The 19,584-nt window shown below is 67.1% G+C and carries 15 protein-coding genes and 1 pseudogene; 9 read left to right on the forward strand and 7 right to left on the reverse strand.

The features are described from left to right. Positions 1-1,209 carry a glycosyltransferase gene (locus tag ABWV23_RS18250; protein ID WP_353350325.1) on the reverse strand — a complete coding sequence of 403 codons (1,209 nt, stop codon included), beginning with the start codon at positions 1,207-1,209 and terminating at the stop codon, positions 1-3. A gap of 183 nt (positions 1,210-1,392) precedes the next feature. On the opposite strand from ABWV23_RS18250, the gene ABWV23_RS18255 reads away from it, so the two are divergent. Beyond that, a complete protein-coding gene (locus ABWV23_RS18255) occupies positions 1,393-2,721 on the forward strand; it encodes an oligosaccharide flippase family protein (RefSeq protein WP_353350327.1) in 1,329 nt (442 codons plus the stop codon). 25 nt (positions 2,722-2,746) lie between these two features. Here the strand turns inward: ABWV23_RS18255 and ABWV23_RS18260 are convergent, their stop codons facing one another. The 3 genes from ABWV23_RS18260 to ABWV23_RS18270 form a co-directional block, all read right to left on the reverse strand. After that, a complete protein-coding gene (locus ABWV23_RS18260) occupies positions 2,747-3,988 on the reverse strand; it encodes a GumC domain-containing protein (RefSeq protein ID WP_353350329.1) in 1,242 nt (413 codons plus the stop codon). A gap of 156 nt (positions 3,989-4,144) precedes the next feature. After that, on the reverse strand, positions 4,145-4,951 hold the full coding sequence (locus ABWV23_RS18265) for a CpsD/CapB family tyrosine-protein kinase (protein ID WP_353350331.1): 807 nt from the start codon (positions 4,949-4,951) through the stop codon (positions 4,145-4,147). A 121-nt stretch (positions 4,952-5,072) separates the two neighbouring features. Then, positions 5,073-5,726: a sugar transferase gene (locus ABWV23_RS18270; protein ID WP_353350358.1), complete on the reverse strand. Its 654-nt coding sequence runs from the start codon at positions 5,724-5,726 to the stop codon at positions 5,073-5,075. Between the two features lie 650 nt (positions 5,727-6,376). Between ABWV23_RS18270 and ABWV23_RS18275 the strand changes: the two genes are divergently transcribed. Beyond that, positions 6,377-6,685 carry an EthD family reductase gene (locus ABWV23_RS18275; protein ID WP_353350333.1) on the forward strand — a complete coding sequence of 103 codons (309 nt, stop codon included), beginning with the start codon at positions 6,377-6,379 and terminating at the stop codon, positions 6,683-6,685. 9 nt (positions 6,686-6,694) lie between these two features. Continuing rightward, positions 6,695-7,561 carry a 2-dehydro-3-deoxygalactonokinase gene (locus ABWV23_RS18280; protein WP_353350335.1) on the forward strand — a complete coding sequence of 289 codons (867 nt, stop codon included), beginning with the start codon at positions 6,695-6,697 and terminating at the stop codon, positions 7,559-7,561. 63 nt (positions 7,562-7,624) lie between these two features. On the opposite strand, the gene ABWV23_RS18285 is transcribed toward ABWV23_RS18280, so the two are convergent. Further along, entirely contained in the window at positions 7,625-8,149 is a 525-nt protein-coding gene (locus ABWV23_RS18285) for a thioesterase family protein (protein ID WP_353350337.1), read from the reverse strand. Between the two features lie 141 nt (positions 8,150-8,290). Here ABWV23_RS18285 and ABWV23_RS18290 point away from each other — a divergent pair, with 141 nt between their 5' ends. Genes ABWV23_RS18290 through ABWV23_RS18305 form a run of 4 tightly spaced genes read left to right on the forward strand, consistent with a single transcriptional unit; the run spans position 8,291 to position 14,105 of the window. Then, on the forward strand, positions 8,291-9,748 hold the full coding sequence (locus ABWV23_RS18290) for an amidase (RefSeq protein ID WP_353350339.1): 1,458 nt from the start codon (positions 8,291-8,293) through the stop codon (positions 9,746-9,748). Positions 9,749-9,768: 20 nt separating this feature from the next. Next, positions 9,769-10,476: an ABC transporter ATP-binding protein gene (locus ABWV23_RS18295; RefSeq protein WP_353350342.1), complete on the forward strand. Its 708-nt coding sequence runs from the start codon at positions 9,769-9,771 to the stop codon at positions 10,474-10,476. 4 nt (positions 10,477-10,480) lie between these two features. Further along, positions 10,481-12,856, forward strand: coding sequence for an ABC transporter permease (locus ABWV23_RS18300; RefSeq protein WP_353350344.1), 2,376 nt, complete (start codon positions 10,481-10,483; stop codon positions 12,854-12,856). A 4-nt stretch (positions 12,857-12,860) separates the two neighbouring features. Further along, the gene (locus ABWV23_RS18305) at positions 12,861-14,105 is read left to right on the forward strand and encodes an efflux RND transporter periplasmic adaptor subunit (protein WP_353350346.1); all 1,245 of its coding nucleotides are present in this window, start codon (positions 12,861-12,863) and stop codon (positions 14,103-14,105) included. 110 nt (positions 14,106-14,215) lie between these two features. Here ABWV23_RS18305 and ABWV23_RS18310 read toward each other — a convergent pair whose 3' ends face one another. Then, positions 14,216-15,115 (reverse strand): LysR family transcriptional regulator, encoded by a 900-nt coding sequence (locus ABWV23_RS18310; protein ID WP_353350348.1) that lies wholly within the window; start codon positions 15,113-15,115, stop codon positions 14,216-14,218. Between the two features lie 84 nt (positions 15,116-15,199). Here ABWV23_RS18310 and ABWV23_RS18315 point away from each other — a divergent pair, with 84 nt between their 5' ends. Both ABWV23_RS18315 and ABWV23_RS18320 read left to right on the forward strand, forming a co-directional pair. Then, positions 15,200-15,652, forward strand: coding sequence for a PACE efflux transporter (locus ABWV23_RS18315; RefSeq protein ID WP_353350350.1), 453 nt, complete (start codon positions 15,200-15,202; stop codon positions 15,650-15,652). A 157-nt stretch (positions 15,653-15,809) separates the two neighbouring features. Then, entirely contained in the window at positions 15,810-18,323 is a 2,514-nt protein-coding gene (locus ABWV23_RS18320; RefSeq protein ID WP_353350352.1) for a cation:proton antiporter, read from the forward strand. Between the two features lie 270 nt (positions 18,324-18,593). Here the strand turns inward: ABWV23_RS18320 and ABWV23_RS18325 are convergent. Continuing rightward, positions 18,594-19,469: pseudogene (locus ABWV23_RS18325) on the reverse strand (IS3 family transposase); the annotation flags it as partial. Positions 19,470-19,584 lie beyond the last annotated feature (115 nt).

The following is a 19,584-nucleotide window of genomic DNA, read 5'->3' on the forward strand; positions in this document are numbered from 1 at the left end:
CTAGCCGCCGGTCACAGCCGCGAAATGCCCGGCCAGCCGGGCCGCCTCGCCCGCCGCGTCGTGGCGGGCCAGCACCCGGACCCGCCCCGCCGCACCCATGCGGGCCAGATCGGCGGTCGGGGTCGCGGCCAGGGCGCTCACCGCCTCGGCCAGCGCCTGGACGTCCCCCGCTGGCACCAGCCAGCCGGTCTCTCCCGGGCGCACCAGTTCGGGAATGCCGGCGATCGCGGTGGCGATCACCGGACGGCCCGCCGCCATCGCCTCCATCACCACCATCGGCAGCCCCTCCGCGAAACTGGGCAGCACCAGCGCGTGCGCCCCGGCCAGTTCGCGCCGCACGCCGGCCTCGTCCAGCCAGCCGGTCAGGGTGACGACCCCGCCCAGCCCATGGGCGGCAATCGCGCGCTCCAGCGCGCCGCGCAGCGGGCCGTCGCCCACCAGCGTCAGGTGCAGATCCGGATGCTCGGCTTGCAGCCGCGCCATCGCCTCGATCAGCAGCATCTGGCCCTTCTGCTCGGAAAACCGGCCGATGCTGACGATCCGCACCGGTCCTTCCGGCAGCGGCGCGGGATCGGCAAATTCCTCGGGCTCGATGCCGCAATGCACCACCTTGATCCGGTCCCAACTGTCGAAATCGGCCCAGCGGTACAACTGGCTGCGGCCGAACTGGCTGATCGCCACGGCAAAAACCGCGCGGTCGACCTTCAGCCCCAGCGACAGCGCAGCCGGCGCGTCGAACTCCTCGGGGCCATGGACGGTAAAGCTGTAGCCCGGCCCGCCCAGCGCCTGCGCCAGCATCGCCACCGTGGTGGAATTGGTGCCGAAATGGGCGTGCATGTGCTGGATCCCCCCGGCCTCGCATCGGCGGACCACCTCGGCGGCCTCGGCGAGATAGATCAGGTGCCGCAGCCGCCCCACCTGCGAGACACGCCCGGCCCGCAGCGCCAGGCGCAGCGCCGACCAGCCCCGGCGCGGATGGCGCAACATGCGCCCCGCCAGCGCTGCCAGCAGCCGCACCGCCCCACGCTCCAGCACATAGGTGGTGCGCGCCTCTTCCTCCCGGTCCAGCGGATCGACCAGCGGCAGCGCGCTGCGTCGCATCGCGATGCGGTCGACCTGCACCCCGTCCTGCTCCAGCGCGCGGAGTTCGCGCCGGATGAAACTGTGCGACGGCAACGGATAGGTATTCAGGACATAGGCGATTTTCACGGTGACGATCCTGCGGGTCTGCGGCCCTGCCTTCCTAGCGGCTGGTGGCGCGCGAGGGAAGCGGCCAAGGCCGATTGACCCCCCCGCGCCCGCACCCTAGCCTGCACCCGACGCCCCACAGGGCCCAGGACAAGAACGGCACCGGTGACCCGACTCATATTCGCATTCCGAGGCGACGGCCTGATGGCACGCGCGCTGCGCAGCATTGCCTGGCTGGCGATGCACCATGGCGGCACGCAGGGGCTGCGGCTGGCCTCCAACCTGATCCTGACGCGCATCCTGTTCCCCGAGGCCTTCGGGCTGATGGCGCTGGTGGCGATGGTCACCACCGGGCTGTCGCTGTTCTCGGACATCGGGCTGGGACCGGCCATCTCGCAGAGCCCGCGCGGCGACGATCCCGAGTTCCTGGATACCGCCTGGGTGATGCAGGTGATCCGCGGAGTCGGGCTGTGGCTGATGACCTGCCTGCTGGCCCTGCCAGTGGCGCAATTCTATGGCGAGCCGGACCTGGCGCTCTACCTGCCGATCGCCGGTTTCTCCATCGCGATCAACGGATTGGTGCCGACCAAGCTGCAAAGCGCGCATCGCCACCTGCTGCTGGGCCGGGTCACCGCGCTGGAACTGATCGCCCAAGCCCTGGGCATCTCTGCCATGGTTCTGCTGGCGCTCTACACGCGGTCGGTGGCGGCACTGGTGATGGGCGGCATCATCCAGGAAAGCGCGCGGCTGGTGCTGATGAACCTGGCGCTGCCCGGACACCGCAACCGGTTCCGCTGGAACCGCGAGATCGCCGCCGAACTGATCCGCTTCGGCAAGTGGATCTTTCTCTCCACCGGATTGTGGTTCATCACCATCCAGGGCGACCGGCTGATCCTCGGGCGGTTCCTGTCGCTGGAGATGCTGGGGCTGTACAACATCGGCTATTTCCTCGCCAGTTTTCCGACCCAGTTGGGGCAATCGGTGGCGCGCGGGCTGATGATCCCGATCTACCGCGACCGGCCGGCGCATGCCTCGCCCGAGAACTACCGCAAGCAGCGCCTGCTGCGCGCGGCGCTGATCGGGGGCGCGGCCGGTTTGTCGATCGTGATGGCCCTGATCGGGCCGGAGCTGGTGCAGTTGCTTTACGACGACCGCTACCTGACCTCGGGCGAGATCGTCACGGTGATGGCCTGCGCGATGGTGCCCGCGGCGCTGAGCATGACCTATGACCAGGCGGCGCTGGCGGCGGGCGACAGCCGGTCCTATTTCATCTATTCCCTCATCCGCGCCGCGGCGCAGACCGGGCTGATCCTGATCGGCATCCTCTGGTACGGGCTGTTCGGGGCCATCGCCGCCATCGGCCTGACCCATGTCGTGACCTACCCGGCGCTGGTATGGCTGGCGCGGCGGCACCGTGTCTGGGATCCGCTTGCCGATCTGGCCTTTGCGGTCATTGCCGGGGCCCTCTGCGCGCTGGCCCTGTACCTGCACTGGCTGGGGGTATCCGAGCTGATCGGCCTGTCGTCGTCCTGAGCGCCGCCGGATTGGCGCGCACGGGTCAGAACAACGGCGTATCGCCGACCCCGCGCCGTGGCGCGCGGCGAAAGATCCGCGCCAGGAGGCCGCGCCGATAGCGCCGGGTCCGAAGCCGCGGCACCGCGACCACCGGCTTTATTCCCAGGTCACGCTCCATATGCGCGGCGGTGCGCATCACCGGGTTCAGCACCTCGAGCGCGAGCGCAATGCCCAGCGCCGCGAGCAGGCTGGCAAACCCCCCGGCCATGACCATCTTCTTGCGGCTGGGGGTAAAGGGGTAATCGGGCGCCATCGCCGGTTCGATCACCGTCAACTGTTCGCCCTGCCCCTGGGTTTCCAGCCGATAGCCGACCTCGGCCTCGGTCCGGCGCGCCGAGGCCACCCCCAGTTCGGCGCGCAGCCGCTCCAGCTGGCTCTCGAAGGCGCTGATCTGCCGATCGGTCTGCGGCGAGGTCTCGATCGAGCTTTCCAACTCGGCCTTGCGTGCCTCCAGCAGCCGCGCCTGCGCATCCAGCGTGGCAATCTGGGCATTGGTATCGGCCAGGATGCGGTCGGCGGTGGCTTGGCGCTGGGTCTGGCGGGCCTGTTCGGCGGTACGCTCGATCCGGATGCGGTCGCGCGCGATGGTCAGAAGTTCCTGGTTGATGCCGGCGATCTCGTCGCGGCGAAAGTTCAGCGTGCCCGGCAGCGCCAGGTCGTTGTCCCGGCGAAAGGCGGTCATCTGGTCCTCGACCCGCTCGACCTGTTCCCGCAGAGTCTCTTCCCGCGCGGTGAAAAAGGCCAGCGTCTCGCGCGCCTTTTCCAGCCGGGTGTCGCGGCTCAGCGCGATGGTGCGGCGGGCGAATTCATGGGCGATCTGGCTGGCCTGCTCGGGGGTCGGCATCTCGGCGGTGACGGTCAGGATCGACACCGCCCCGTCATGGCCGTTGCCGGCGGCGGCCGTCAGCTTGATCGAGGCGGATTCGCGCAGCGCATCCACCTTTTCGCTCGGGGTCATCGCCGGGAAATCAGCGTAGAGGCCGAAGATCTCGACCACCTCCAGCACGCTGTCGCGCGCCATCACCCGTTGTTCGATGGATTGCAGGCGCTGCGCCGCCGATCCCTCGACCGTGCTGCGGGCCAATTCGCCGGCGACCTTGGGCTGAACCACCTGGATCACCTCGGTCGCGCGATAAAGATGCGGCCGTTCCAGCGCGACCAGGACCGAGACCGCGCAGCCAAGCACCGCGATCAACAGGATCAGCCCGGCGCGCCGACGCACCATGTCGAGAAAATCTGCAAAAGTCTGTACTGGCCCCATCGCCCCACCTCAGTTCCGCACCGGAATCGCCTGACCCCGGTGCCGCCCGCTGATCGGGCCGATGACCGGGACAACACCATAGCAAACGGGCAAAACTAAGGCGATTCCGTGCGAAACCGATCAGCTCATGCGGGCCTGGTTCAGGATCACGCCGAGAAGCTCGACCTGGTCGCCCAGGATATCCTCGCAGGCGCGGATCTGTTCGGCAGTGGTCTGGGTGCCGTCCGCCACCAGCAACAGCGCATCGACCTGCGGCAGGAAGGCGGCGACATCGTCGCAGGACAGGATCGCCGGCAGGTCGTAAAGCACCACGTCGGGGTCGAGCGTCAGGATCATCTCGTCCAGCGCCCGGGCGCAATGGGGATCATGCAGGGTCTCGGCGGCGTTGCGGTCGGGCGCCTCGGCAAGGCCCAGCGCCAGACCATCGCAGCAGCGCACGATGTGATCCTCGGTCCGGGTCTCGCCGCGCAGGAACCCCTTCATGTCACCAAGGCCGCGCATGTCCATCATCCGGGCCACCCCCGGATCACGGCGGTTCATGTCCATCAGGACAGTGCGCGTGCCGGGCACCCGTGCCAGGCTGAGCGCGAGGTTCACGGCGGTGAAGGTGGTGCCGCATCCGGGCGTCGGCGACGCGATGGCGACGCGACGCCACCCGTTGGCGCGCAACGCCTGTTTCATCCGGGTGCGCAGCAGGTCGAACGCCCGTGCCGCCGGGTCGTCACGGAACAGGCTGACAAGCGGCGCGGGATCGGTGCGCACATCGCGGCCCCCGATCCGGACACGGCGCAGCCGTTCCCATGGTTCCGGCAGGGTCGCCGGCAGGCCCGCGTCCCCCGATACCGGCCCCGAAACCGCGGGCAAGTTGCCCTTGGCGGGGCCGCGCACCGTCTTGCGCCGGAAAATCTTCCGATCCTGGCTGCTCATCCGTTCCGTTTCACCCGTCCTTGCCAGTTCGAACAAATTTGCTCCGCCGGCGGCCGCATCCTCATCAAGATAGTCTCTCACAGCCGATCCTCCAAATATGTCACCAATACGGACAAGTCCATCAAACGCCGGTCCCGCGCACGACCACGCCGACCGTCCGGACCATCAGCACCAGATCGCGCCATAAAGACAATGACCGGCAATAGACCGCATCGACCTTGGCGCGATAGCTGAATTCCCGCTCGTTGCGGGCCGAGACCTGCCAGAGGCCAGTGATCCCGGGACGTACCGAGGTGTAACAGGCATCGTCGCCATACAGCTTTGCCTGCTCGGGCAACATCGGGCGCGGGCCGACCAGGCTCATCTCTCCCTTGAGGACATTCCACAGCTGCGGCAGTTCGTCGAACGAGGTCACCCGAAGGAGATTGCCGACCCGAGTGATGCGCGGATCGTTGCGCAGCTTCTGCGTGCGGTTCCACTCCTCACGGATCGCCGGATCGGTGGCGATGTACTTGGCCAGCAGCGCATCGGCGTCGCGCACCATGGTGCGCAACTTGACGATCCGGAACCGGCGTCCGCCCAGGCCGATCCGATCCTGCCAGTAGAACGGCGGGCCGCTCTCGATCCACAGCGCCGACGCGCAAAGCGCGATGATCGGCAAGGTGATCGGAAGCGTGAGCAGGACCAGGGCGATGTCCAGCACGCGCTTGCCGAACCGGGCATACAACCCCGACAGCTCCAATGGCGGCGCGGCGGGGGCCGGACGATAGGGCATGTTCAGATTGGCCGGGGCTGGCAACCATACCGCGAAGATTCTTGGCTTCTGGGGGAAGCGCAGCGTCTCGCTGCGCATATCATCATACAAACTCATTATCGGCTCTCCCTGAGCACCGAGTACACCACCAAGCCAGCGCGCAGACGGGCTGTCACGCTGACACTCGTTCTATCGTCCGAAAACCCGTTCAAGCAGCTCGACCGGGCACGTTGCGAAGTTGTTCGCCGGACCTTCCCCCACAGATGCCCCGGCGGCTTCGCTGACGAATTCAGGACCAGTTTCCGCCCTGTTTTCGCCACGATTCAATTTACCACTCAGTGATATAGTTTTAATTATTTGATCGGAAACAGTCTGTTTCAGATTTTTTCGCCCCTAGAAAACAGGCCTCTTATCAAAATGTTGAGTGGCCAGTCCTGGAAATCTCGTAAGATTGTACGTTTTCAGGAAACAAGATCGGCGCGGGAATCGGTTAACGCGATCCGCCCGACTCTGCCCCGCCCGCCACAACAACGTGTGCAAACTGTCTACGTATCTCCCTCAAGGTGTGTCGGTCGGACACACCGCCAGCCGGTCTCTTGCCCCTGCCGCGGCATGCGTGACATCATGTGCTCGCGCCGCGGGGCGCCGCAGCAACCCGAAAAGGATCACGCATGTCTGTATCGCTTCAGGTCATCTACCCGATCTCGGAGGGGACCGATTTCGACTTCGACTATTACCTCGGCACCCACATGCCGCTGGTGGCCGAGCACATGGGGCCGCACATCGAGCGCACGCTGGTGACCAAGGGGCTTGCAGGGGGGCCGAAGACACCGCCGGGCCATTACGCGGTGGCCACGATGGTCTTTGCCGATGCGGCGGCGATGGATGCGGCGATGCGGGCCTCGGGTCCGGTGATGGCGGATGTCGCCAATTTCACCAACGTGCAGCCGCAGATCCTCGTCGGCGAAGTGATCGCGTAAGGCCCCGGGATGACTGATATTTCCGGTGCGGCCCCCTGGTGTGCCGTCGACCTCGCGCCGGGACAGGCGCGGGCGTGGCTTCTGCAGGGCGAGGCGGTCCTTGCCCGCGCTTCCCTCGATACGGTGCCGGATGCGCCGGACAGCGGCGATGTCGCCGCGCTGGTGGCGCGACTGGGCACGCCGGCCGTTGAGGCTCCGACGGTGATTTCCGGGTTGACCGGGGCAGCAGCACCGGTACCGGTGCCCGCGAAACCCGGCCAGATCACCCCGGTCCGGATCGGACCGCACACCCACGCCCTGCCCGGCCTTTGCCAAAGCAGCCCGCCGGCCCTGATGCGGGGGGAAGAACTGCGCATCGCCGGTTTCCTCGCCCTCAACCCCAACTGGGACGGGGTTATCTGCCTGCCCGGAGCGGTCACCCATTGGGCACAGGTCAGCGCCGAGGAGGTGGTAAGTTTTCAAAGCTTCCTGACCGGCGCCATGGCAGAGGCGCTCACCACCACCCCCCTGCTCCACGCGGCACTCTCCGGCGTGGACTGGGACGGGGACGCCTTTGCCGAGGCGCTCGACACTGCGATGTCACGACCCGAGCGGCTGGCCGCCGGGCTGGCCGGGATTCACGCCGAAGCCACCCTCGGTACGCTGTCCGGCGGCGCGGCGCGCGCGCGGTTGTTCGGGGGGCTGACCGGGGCGGAACTGGCCGCCGCCCGCCCCTATTGGCTGGGTCAGCAGGTGGCGCTGATCGGACCGGACATCCCCGCCCGCCCCTATGCCGAGGCGCTGGCCCGGCAGGGTGTGCCGGTGACCCGCACCGATGCGGACCGGATGACGCTGGCCGGTTTCAACGACGCGCGGCGCCGGATCTCGGCGACCTGATCCTGTACTCTGATCCGGCAAGGGCGGATCGTACAATCCGGGCACGCTTGCGGTCCGGCCCCCTCACCCCTGGCGCGCGCGGCGCAATCCGATCGGCGCGCCCTGTTGCGGCGGCATCTCCAGCCCGGCGTGATCCGCTTTCATCTGCGCCAACCGTCGCTGTGCCCAGTCGGGGAACGGCGTCGACCGCCGGGTGCCGTGATCGACGTTCACCGAGACGATCTCTTGCGTGGCGCAGAGGCATCCATCGGAATCGCGCAGCATCTCGCCAAGGAAATGCATCCGCTTGCTGTCGTGATCAATCAGCCGGAAGGCCACCGAGAACCCCTCGCCCGCGCGCAACTCGTTGAGGAAATGGGTTTGGGTCTGCAGCACGAAGGAACCCTGACCGGCGCGCTCGATATACTCCCACCCCACGCCAAGATATTCATCGAACAGCACGTCGGCGGCCAGATCGAAGGCGATGCCGTAGTAGCCCACGTTCATGTGCCCGTTCTGGTCGATCCATGCGGGTTCGACCCTGCGGTTCGGTATCCGGATCGGTGCGGGATAGGGGCCATCATGGCCGTTGACCGGCGGGTGCGTCATGCTTGATCTTTCTCGTCTTGCCTCAAACCGGCGGCACCTTGCCCCGCCACGGCCCGGGGGCCAAGCCCCGGCGGTTGCCTTTTTTGACCGCGCCGTCGAGGATGCCGGCAAATCTGGAACGCGCACGGAGAATGCAAGGACATGAAAGACGTCTATCTGAGGCAGGACGGCACCGGGTTGGCCGAGCTCGTGGCCAAGGGCGAAGTGACGGCAGAGGAGTTGCTCGACACCGCACTGGAACTGACCGATGAGCGGAACCCGGCGCTCAACGCGGTGGTGATGCGGCGCGAGGACGTCGCGCGGCAGGCGATCCGCGACGGGCTGCCCGAGGGGCCGTTTCGCGGCGTGCCCTTCCTGCTCAAGGATCTGGGGGCAGAGGCGCGCGCCTATCCCTCCAACAACGGCTCGCGCCTGATGAAGGGGATGGAATACACCTACGATTCCGAGATCTTCCTGCGCATGCAGGCCACCGGCGCGGTGACGTTTGCGCGCACCACCTCGCCCGAGCTGGGCGTGGGGCCGGTGACCGAGGCGGGCGTGTACGGTGGCCCCACCCGCAACCCGTGGAATACCGGCCACACCTCGGGCGGCTCTTCCGGCGGATCGGGCGCGGCGGTGGCGGCGGGCATCGTGCCGATGGCGCATGGCTCGGACGGCGGCGGATCGGTGCGCATCCCGGCCTCGTCCTGCGGGTTGGTCGGGTTCAAGCCCACCCGCGCGCGGCTTCCCGACGGGCCCGCGGCCGGCGAGGGCTGGGCCGGCATGGCGATCGAAGGGATGCTGACGCGCAGCCTGCGCGATACCGCCACCATGCTCGATGCCTGCGCCGGACCCGACCTTGGCGCGCCCTACTGGGCGCCGCCGATGCAGGGCAGCTACGCGCAGGCGCTGCAGCGCGACCCGGGGCGGTTGCGGGTGCGCTACGCCACCACGACCCTGAGCGGTGCCGCGCTGCACCCCGAATGCGTCGCGGCGGTGGAAAAGACCGCCCGCCTGCTGGCCGACCTGGGCCATGACGTTGCGGAGTTCCGCCCCGCCGCCGATCTGAACGTGGAGGCGATGATGCTGGCCTGGACCAGTATCGTGGCCTGCGGCACCGCGCTGAGCGTGCGGGAGGTGCTGAAGGGCCGCCCGCTGACACGCGACATGGTCGACGGGGTGACCTATGCCGCCGTCGAACATGCGCGCGGGATTTCAGGCGCCGATTACCTTGGTGCGGTGGAAGAAATCCATGCCTTCGGACGGCGCATGGCGCAGGTGTTCCTTGACTGCGACGTGCTGCTGACGCCGACGCTGGCCACCCCCCCGGCCCCGGTGGGCCGGTACAAGCCGGATTTCGAGGATTTCGTCGCCTATCGCAACGGGCCGGGCAGCGTATTTGACTATTCGCCTTTTACCGCCATCTTCAATGCCAGCGGTCAGCCGGCGGTGACGCTGCCGCTGCACTGGAGCGCCGACGATCTGCCGGTCGGCGTGCACCTGGCAACGGCCTTCGGCGAAGATGAGCAGCTGATGTCGCTGTGCGGCCAGATCGAGCGCGCGGCGCCCTGGGCCGACAAGCAGTTGAGCCTGATCCTCGGGGGCGTTCGCCAGCCCTGATCCCGCGCAAGGAGGCCCCGGTGCCCGACGCCACCTATACCACGCGCAACCTGCGCAAGATCTACGGCGAGGGGCCGGCGGCGGTGCATGCCCTGCGCGGGGTCACGCTGGAGATCCCTCAGGGCGAGATCGTGGTGCTGCTGGGGCCGTCGGGCAGCGGCAAGTCGACCCTGCTCAACATCCTCGGCGGGCTTGATCGCGGCACCGATGGCGCGGTGTTCTTTCGCGACCGCGACCTTGCCGCGATGAGCGACCGGGAGTTGACCCGCTATCGCCGCGATCACGTCGGCTTCGTGTTCCAGTTCTACAACCTGATGCCCAGCCTCACCGCGCGCGAGAACGTCGAACTGGTGACCGAGATCGCCCGCGACCCGATGGACGCGGGTGAGGCGCTGGCACTGGTCGGGCTGGACAAGCGGGCCGACCATTTCCCGGCCCAGCTTTCGGGCGGAGAGCAGCAGCGGGTCGCCATCGCCCGGGCCCTGGCCAAGCGGCCGGACGTTCTGTTCTGCGACGAACCGACCGGCGCGCTTGACAGCACCACCGGGCGCGCGGTGCTGCACGTGCTGAAGAAGATCAACGAAGAGACTGGCACCACGGTGCTGATCGTGACCCATGCCGCCGCCCAGGCGGGCATGGCCGACCGGGTGATCCATTTCGCCGATGGCGACGTGCGCAAGGTCGAGGTCAACGCGCAGAAACGGACCCCCGAAGAGATCGAGTGGTGAGGCGATGACGCTCCACCCCAGCCCGCTGACCCGCAAACTGATGCGCGACCTTTACCGCATCAAGGGCCAGGCCATGGCGATCGGCGCGGTGATCGCGGTGGGGGTGATGATGCAGGTGATGATGACCGGCCTGGTCGCCTCGCTCGACGAGACCCGCCGCGCCTATTACGAGCGGCACCGGCTGGCGGATGTCTTTGCCCCGGTGGCGCGCGCCCCCGAGGCCGCCGCCGGGGCGCTGCGTCACCTGCCGGGCGTGGCCGCGATCCAGACCCGGGTGGCGGGCAGCGCGCTGATCGACCTGGAGGGCACCGCGGTTCCGATCCAGGCGCGCGCGCTGTCGCTGCCCGATTACCGTGCGCCGGCGCTGAACACCGTCTACCTGACCGACGGGCGCATGTTCGACGGCGACCGCGCCGGCGAGGTCGTGGTCCTGAACAGTTTCGCGCGCGCGCACGGTCTGCGCCCCGGCGACCGGATCGCCGCCACCATGAACGGGTTCCGGCGCGAGCTGACGGTGGTGGGCTTCGCACAGTCGCCGGAGTTCCTCTATGCCACCGCCCCGGGCGAGCTGGTACCGGATGACGCCCGCTTTGCCGTGCTGTGGATGAGCCGCACCGCGCTTGCGGCGGCCTTCGACATGGAGGGCGCCTTCAACGAGGTTCTGCTGTCGCTGACGCGCGGGGCGGTGCCCGACGCGGTGATCGACGCCGCCGACCGGCTGCTCGACCGATACGGGGCGACCGGGGCCTATGCGTTGTCCGATCTCGAGTCGGACCGCTTCATCAGCGAGGAGATCGGCGGGCTGCGCCGCAGCGCCGGCAGTGTGCCGCCGGTATTCCTGGCGGTGGCGGCCTTCCTGCTTTACATCGTGATCTCGCGCATGGTGCAGGCCGAACGCGAGGAGATCGGCCTGATGAAGGCCTTTGGCTATACCGACATTGAGGTAGGCGGCCATTACTTTCGCATGGTCCTTGCCATCGCGGCGGGGGGCGCGGTGGCCGGAGGGCTGATGGGCATCGCCATGGGGCGCTGGATGGTCGATCTCTACCTGATCTACTACAAGTTTCCCTTCCTGGTTTTCCGGCTTGACCCGGCGGCCTTCCTCAGCGGCTTCAGCGTCAGCCTGCTGGCGGCCTCGGCGGGCGGGCTTCTCGTCCTGCGGCGGGTGTTTGCGCTGACCCCGGCCGAGGCGATGCGCCCGCCGACGCCGCCCGACTACAGCCGCCGCGGCCGTTTCGGTGCGGCCGTCGCCGGGTTTCTCGACCAACCGACGCGCATGGTGCTGCGTCGCCTGACCCGCCAGCCGCTGCGCATGGGCGGCGCGGTGCTGGGGATCGCGGCGGGGCTGTCGGTCTCGGTCTCGATGGCGACGATCCTGAACAGTTTCGATGCCATGCAGGAACTGACCTTTGACGTGATCGACCGCAGCGACCTGAACGTGAGTTTCATCCAGCCGCTGGCGACCCGCAGCGCCTATGAACTGCAAAGCCTACCCGGCGTGATAGAGGTCGAGCCGACGCGCACCGTGCCCGCGATCCTGCGCAACGGGCGGCACAGCTACAGGGGGGCGTTGTTCGGGCTGGTCGACCAGCCGCGCCTGAACCGGGCGGTGGACAGCGACCAAGAGGCGATCCCGATGCGCGAAGGCGGCGTGATCCTCTCCTCGGTGCTGGCGGACACGCTGGACATCCGGGCCGGCGACAGGCTGGTGGTCGAGGTGCGCGAAGGCCGCCGCCCCCGGCTGGAACTGCCGGTGATCGCGGTGGCCGAAAGCCTGATGGGCGCGCCCGCCTACATGGAGCTGGGAGCACTGAACCGGGCGCTGAAAGAGCCGCTGCGCATCTCCGGCGCCTACCTGCGGGTGGACGAGGCCGAGGCGGATCGGATCTATGAAACCCTCAAGGACATGCCGATGGTCGCCGGCGTCAGCGTCAAATCCGAGAGCCTGGCCGCGCTGAAAGTGGTAATGGACCGGGGCGCCGGGGCGATGCGCTATGTGATGGCGACGATCGCGGCGGTGATCACCTTCGGCGTGATCTACAACGCCGCCCGCGTCGCCCAGGCCGAGCGCGCCCGCGACCTGGCCAGCCTGCGGGTGCTGGGCTTTACCCGCGCCGAGGTCGCCTTTGTCCTGCTGGGCGAACTGGCGGCGGTCACGCTGTTGGCGCTGCCCTTGGGCGGGGCGATGGGCTATGGGCTGAGCTTTGCCATCGCGGCGGGCTTCAGCACCGACATCTACCAGATCCGCGCCATCTTCAGCCCCGAGAGCTATGGCAGGGCGATCCTCGTGGTACTGGCCGCCGCGCTGGTCTCGGGCTGGCTTGTCAAACGCGACATCGACCGGGCAGACATGGTATCTGCGCTAAAGACGAGGGATTGAGCCGTTGGCCACGAAACGAAAACATTCACGCCTTGTTCTGATCCTGATCGCGCTGGCGTTGATCGGGGCGGCGTTGACGGCGGCGTTCCGGCCGCGCCCTGCGCTGGTCGACATCGACACGGTGCGCATCGGCACCATGCGGGTGACCATCGACGAAGAGGGGCGCACCCAGGTGCATGAGCCTTATGTGGTCTCCTCCCCCGTCGCGGGAGAGTTGCAGCGCGTCACCGTGCTGCCGGGGCAGAAGGTGGCGCGCAACGAAACCGTGGTGGCACGGATGCGGCCCGCCAACCCCACGGCGCTGGATGCGCGGACCCGCGAGCAGGCGCAGGCGGCGGTGACCGCCGCCGAGGCCGCCATCCAGGTGGCCCATGCCGACCTGAACGCGGCGATGGCGAACCAGGAGTACGCCGACAGCGAGTTGCAGCGGGTCAGCCGGCTGGTCGAGCGCGGCATCACCAGCAAGGTCGCGCAGGAACGCGCCGAACAGGAGTCCCGCGTCGCCCATGCCGCCGTCAACACCGCCCGCGCCGCCATCGCCATGCGCGTGGCCGAGCTGAACAGCGCGCGCGCCCAGCTCATCAGTTTCGAAAACGAGGAGACCACCAGGGCAATGGAGGAGGCCGGGCCGACGGATCCGGGCATCCCGATCCTCGCGCCGATCGACGGCACCATCCTGAAGCTGGTCCACAAGAGCGAGACCACCCTGCCCGCCGGTGAGCCGATCCTCGAGATCGGCGACGTGGAACGCGATCTGGAGATCGAGGTGGAACTGCTGTCATCGGACGCGGTGCAGGTGCACCCCGGCGATCCGGTCATCATCACCAACTGGGGCGGCGACGGCGACCTCGAAGGCCGGGTCGAGCGGATCGATCCCTATGGCTATACCAAGTATTCCGCGCTCGGGGTCGAGGAACAGCGGGTCAAGGCAACCATCGGGTTCACCGGCGACAGCGCCCGGCGCGACGGGCTCGGCCACGGCTACCGCGTCGAGGTCCGCATCGTGGTCTGGGAGGGAGAGGGCGTCACGCTGGTCCCCTCCAGCGCCCTGTTCCGTCACCGCGACGACTGGGCCGTGTTCCGGGTGACCGAGGACGGGGTGGCGCACCTGCAGATCGTGCGGATCGGCCCGGACAACGGCACCGTGGCGCAGCTGCGCGAGGGCCTCGACCCCGGCGACCGCGTGGTGCTGTTTCCCTCGGCCAGCCTGACCGAAGGCCAGCGCGTGGCGCAGCGACGGGTGGAGTGACCGGTGGGATGACGGTCGGAATGACCGCGCGACGCGCCGTGCGCCTTTCCGACCGGCGGCGCAACCGATTGCAGGGCGTTATCGAACTCGGACGACCTGTGTGACGATAGTCAGCAGCCCCGCCATTCATCCTGCGGCACGGCAAGAAGCTGGTCGCGGACCCAATGCCCGGCACGGCCCAGCGCCCGCTGTTCGGTCCAGACAACGTCGATCCCTTCGTGTTCGTCGCTCTGCTGAAAGGCGCAGGCCATGCGCAGGAGCGTTCCCGCCGCGAGATGGCGACTGACCGAAGGCATGGGCAGTTCCGCCCAGCCAAGCCCCCGCAGGACGAGCGCGACGATCAGCTCCGGGTTCTCGGCCTGCCAGATCTTCGGGCTCTTGACCTCGTCCGTCAGGTCGCCCGGTGTCCGGTAGCGGCTGCGAAGGACGATCTGCCGGTGCTGGCGAAGCTCGGTATAGCCGGGATCCGGACAGGCCGCGAGCGGATGCTCCGGAGAGCAGACCGGCACGATCGTCGTGTGCCCGACCCCCCGGAACTGGAAACCGACCGGGTAGCTTTCCTGCTCGATCATCAGGCCAAGGTCGGCGCGACCCGCCTTCAAAAGCGCCCCGGTATCAGCCGGGCCGGTGGTGAATATCTCAAGCGATACGGTCGGAAACATCTCGCTGAACACATCCAGCGTGGCGTAGAGCGGCGCCGCATTGATGCCCTGTTCGACCACGAGGCCCAGGCGATCTTCTGTCCCTTCGGCCATTGAACCGGCTTTGGCCATGAGTTCCCGCGTGCCGAGCAGGATGCCGTTGGCGTGAGGCAACAGCGCACGGCCCTCGGGGGTCAGCGTGGGCGATCGGGTCGTGCGGTCGAAGAGTAGCAGGCCGGTGTCGATCTCGAGGTTGGCGATGGCCGTGGAAACTGCCGACTGCGCCTTGCCCAGGCGACGGGCCGCCGCTGAGAAGGAGCCGAGTTCGGCGGCAAGGACAAAGGCTTGAAGGCTGTCGGAGGAGATCATCAACCTATCTGCATTTCAGATGCTATCAAACTTTATATCCTGCAATTGGATGATAGAAGCAACGCCAGAAACTCGGGGACCACCATGACGGACAAGGCAATTCTCAGAACCAGGCGTGACAGGCTTCGTTACACGATCAGTTTCGAGGTGACCCTGATGGCAATACTCATCCCGGTCGGCGCCGCGTTCTTCGACACCTCAGTGGCAGAGATCGGCCTGCTGGGCGTGGTGCTGTCGCTCAAGGCGATGGTTCTGAACCTTGTCTACAACTGGGTGTTCGACCGTATCGACGCCCGCTCCGGCCGCATCTCCAGCGAGAGGTCGCACCTGGGGCGCATCCTCCACGCGGTCGGGTTCGAGGTTTCGCTTACCTTTACGTCGCTGCCGATCTACATGATCTGGCTGGAAATCGGCGTACTCGAAGCCCTTGCCGCCGATATCGTCGTGACGACCTTCGTGGTTGGCTACACCTATGTCTTCACGCTGGCCTACGACAAGGCGTTCCCCCTTGTCCGTCCGCAGGCCGCCGAAGCCTAGACACGTGCGAAATGCAGGCGAAGGCCGGACCTGACCAGCAGGCGAAGGCCGGACCTGACCAAAAGAGTCGGCTCAATCACCTGTGATGCGGCCCGGCAAGTGCCCCAAGGATGACTTTTGCGAATGCACTCGCTGATCCTTGTGGTATTTCAATACTATGGACATCGTACTCGTCACCACTGTCATTGCCTCCCTGTTTCTCGTCATCGGGGTGGCGGAGCCGTTGGCGTCCCGGCTGCGCCTGCCCTACACCGTGATCCTGGCCGTTCTTGGCATCCTGATCGCGGTCGCCGCGACCTTTTTCCTCCGGACCGAGCTCACCGATGCGCTGAACCCGGTGGCCGAGGCGATCCTGGGGTTGCCGATCCGCTCCAACGTCTTTCTCTACGTCTTCCTGCCGACGCTTCTGTTCCAGGCGACGCTGGGGATGAACCTGCGCCGGATGCTCGACGACTGGGTACCGATCCTGGTGCTGGCCGTCGTCGCGGTGGTCGCGGCGACGCTCAGCGTGGGCTATGCCCTGTCCTGGGCGAGCGCGCTGCCCTTGGCGTCCTGCCTGCTGATCGGTGCCATCGTCTCGACGACCGACCCCTCGGCGGTGGTCTCGATCTTCCGTTCGCTTTCGGCACCGCGACGCCTTGCCCGGATCATCGAGGGCGAAAGCCTGCTGAACGACGCCGCCGCCATCGCGCTGTTCGGGTTGTTCATGGGCTTCGTGATGCTGGGCACCAAGGACCCGAGCCTGGGGGACGCGCTGGCCCGGTTCCCGGTCCTGATCGCGGGGGGCGCCTTCGTCGGCTGGCTGGCGGCGCGGGTCGCGGTCTGGGTCATGGCGCTGTTCAGCCATCACGAACTGGCACAGATCTCGATCTCGGTGGCGCTGCCCTATCTCGCCTATATCGGCGCCGAGCAAAGCATCGGCGCCTCGGGCGTGATCGCCGTGGTCGCCGCCGGGCTGACGCTGAACCTGACCGGCCCCGGGCACATTCCCCCGCAGGCCTGGACCAACCTGCGCGAGCTGTGGGACGTGCTGGCGCATTGGGCCGGGGCGTTGATCTTCATCCTCGCCGCGCTGCTGATCCCCCGGCTGCTGGAGGAGGTGCGGCTTGAGGATTTCGTGCTGGTCGGTGTCGTGGTCCTTGCCGCCATCGCCGCGCGGGCGGTGATCCTGTTCGGGTTGCTGCCGCTTCTGACCGCGCTGAAACTGTCACCAGCGGTGGAACGGCCCTATCGCGCGGCGATCCTCTGGGGCGGTTTGCGGGGCGCGGTTACACTGGCGCTGGCACTGGCGGTGACCGAGAGTTTCCGGGTGCCGGACGGCATTCAGCGCGTGGTCGGCATCCTTGCCACCGGCTTCACGCTCTTCACCCTGATCGTTCAGGGTACGACGCTGCGTTGGGTCATCGGGCGGCTCGGGCTTGACCGTCTGTCGCCGATCGACGAGGCGCTGTCGCGGCAGGTGGTCGCCGTTGCGCTCCAGACCGTGCGCGAGGACATCGCGCGCACGACCGAGAACTATGATCTGAGCCACGATACCGTGCGCTCCGAGGCCAAACGCTTTGGCGAGCGGCTGGACGCGGCGGTGTCGACGGCGGAGGAGAGCGCCGACATCCTCGACCGCGACCGGGTCACACTGGGGTTGATCGCGCTGGCAGGCCATGAACGCGACACGATCCTTGCCCGGGTGCGGGAGCGGACGATTTCGGCGCGGATGGCCGAACAGGTCCTGTCGGATGCGGACCGGCTGATCGAGGGCGCGCGCACGCAGGGGCGCAGCGGATACCAACGCGCCTCTCGCCGCAGCGTCGCCTACGGCCGGGCCTTCCGCGCCGCCGTGTTGCTGAATGCCCGGCTGGGTCTGTCCGGACCGCTGGCGCGGCTGACCGCCGACCGGTTCGAGCTGTTGCTGTCGCAACGGCTGATCCTGCGCGATCTCGATACCTTCATCGACGGGCGCATCCGGCGGATTCACGGGCGACGCGTGGCCGAGCTTCTGCACGAGTTGCTTGCTCGGCGGGTCGAGGCGGTGGAAACCGCTCTGGAGGGGCTGCGGCTGCAATATCCCGGTTATGCGGAAAAGCTGGAACGCCGCTTCATCCGGCGCACGGCACTGCGGCTGGAAGAGCGGGAATACACCGCGATGCGCGAGGACGGGCTGATCGGCGCCGAGGTCTATACCGCGCTGATGCAGGATCTGGGCGCCCGCCGGGCGGCGGCCGAGGAACGCCCGCGCCTCGACATCGCGCTCCGACGGGCCGAGCTTGTCCGGCAGTTCCCGCTTTTCGCCGATCTGGACAAGACCGCGCTCAAGCGCCTCGGGCGCGCGCTCCAGACCCGCTATGTCAACGCCGGCGAGGTGGTCATCCGCAAGGACAGCGCCGCGAAGAGCGTGTTCTTCATCGCCTCCGGCGCGGTGGAACTGGAGACCGCAGGGCAGACATGGCGACTGGGGCGCGGCGAGATGTTCGGCCAGATGGCGATCCTGATCCGGAAGGCGCGGCGGACCGAGGTGCGCGCGATCGCCCCCTCGACGCTTCTCGTTCTCGACGAGACCCGTTTCCGCCGGTTTCTGGGCCGCAGTACGGCCTTGCAGGCGGCAGTGCGCGCCAGTGCCGAAAAACGGGGGATCGAACCGCAGCGCCTGCTTCCCGCCGGGGATGATCCCAGCTGAGATCGACGCCCGCCCCCTGTCGGCGTCGCGGTCCGTAACATGGTCGCAAAGTGCTGAAATGGTCCGGCGTCGCTGACCGTGACGGTGACTGACGCGGGCCCGTCAGATGAAGACGATGTCTTCTGTCAGCGCATGCTGAAAACGGGTGCTGCCAGACGAATGCGGCCTGACCTGCCCCCCGCTGGTCCCTCGTTCATAACGAGAGTCTGCAGGTTGGATGCTCTGCTCCCCAACCTTGGACCGCCGGGAGCTGGAAATTCCCGGGTCTGGTCACGATGACGGGCTGGTTGCGTCATCGGGAATGTGCAGGTTGATCGGGACGTTGTAGCCGATCGCGCTGTGAGGTCTGACCTCATTGTAGTCTCTGCGCCAATCCTCCAGCTTTTCGCGGGCGTCGGCAAGGCTCATGAACCAGTGGGCGTTCAAACATTCCGACCGGAGCTTGCTGTTGAACGCCTCGATGAACCCATTGTCGGTCGGCTTGCCCGGGCGCGAGAAGTCGAGCGTGACGTTGTTGGCGTAGGCCCAGAGGTCGAGATCCCACGAGATGAACTCACTGCCATAGCACGTCGGGAAGAAGCGCCGCTGAGAGGTTAAGGCCACGCGCGCAGCCCCGAAATAGCGCAGCGGGTGGCTATAACCGGGTCTCAGGTCTCAACAGTGGTTTTGCGTAAACCACACCGCTGAGGAGAACCGGGGGTCGGCCGCCGGGCAGAACCTCGAATGGGTGTCGACGATGGTCAGGATGCGGAGTTTTTTCCCATGGCGAGCTGGTCGTGAACGAAGTCCCCTTTCGGCAGATTGCTTCGCAATCGCCTATCGGGCAGCGATTGCCCAAACGTCGTTCGGACCAACCGCCTCTTGGCGATCCTCCCGCAGCTTCGCCTTCACCCTCCGCTTCGGGTGCTTGTTCCTGAGCTGTAAGCCCAACTCATTGTAAATCCTTCGAGTCTTCTTGATGTTCACTATCCAACCCTCTCTTCTCAGCAGCACATGAATGCGCCGGTAACCGTAACGCACACGCGTCTCGCAGATCTCTTTGATCCGTCGTTCCAATGCGGCCTGCCCGGTGCGATGGGATTTGTAGTGGTATGTCGAGGTGTCGAACCGCAGAACCCGGCAGGCCCGCCGGATCGACACACCCCACTCGGCCAACATCCTGACATGCTCCCCTGAAAAGTCCGCGGTTTGAAGTTAGCCTGTTCTCCAAACGAGGAGACAGACGATGCGGAAGAACCGATTCAGCGAAGAACAGATCATT

The sequence above is a fragment of the Aquicoccus sp. SU-CL01552 genome (assembly GCF_040365005.1).
GTDB lineage: Bacteria > Pseudomonadota > Alphaproteobacteria > Rhodobacterales > Rhodobacteraceae > Antarcticimicrobium.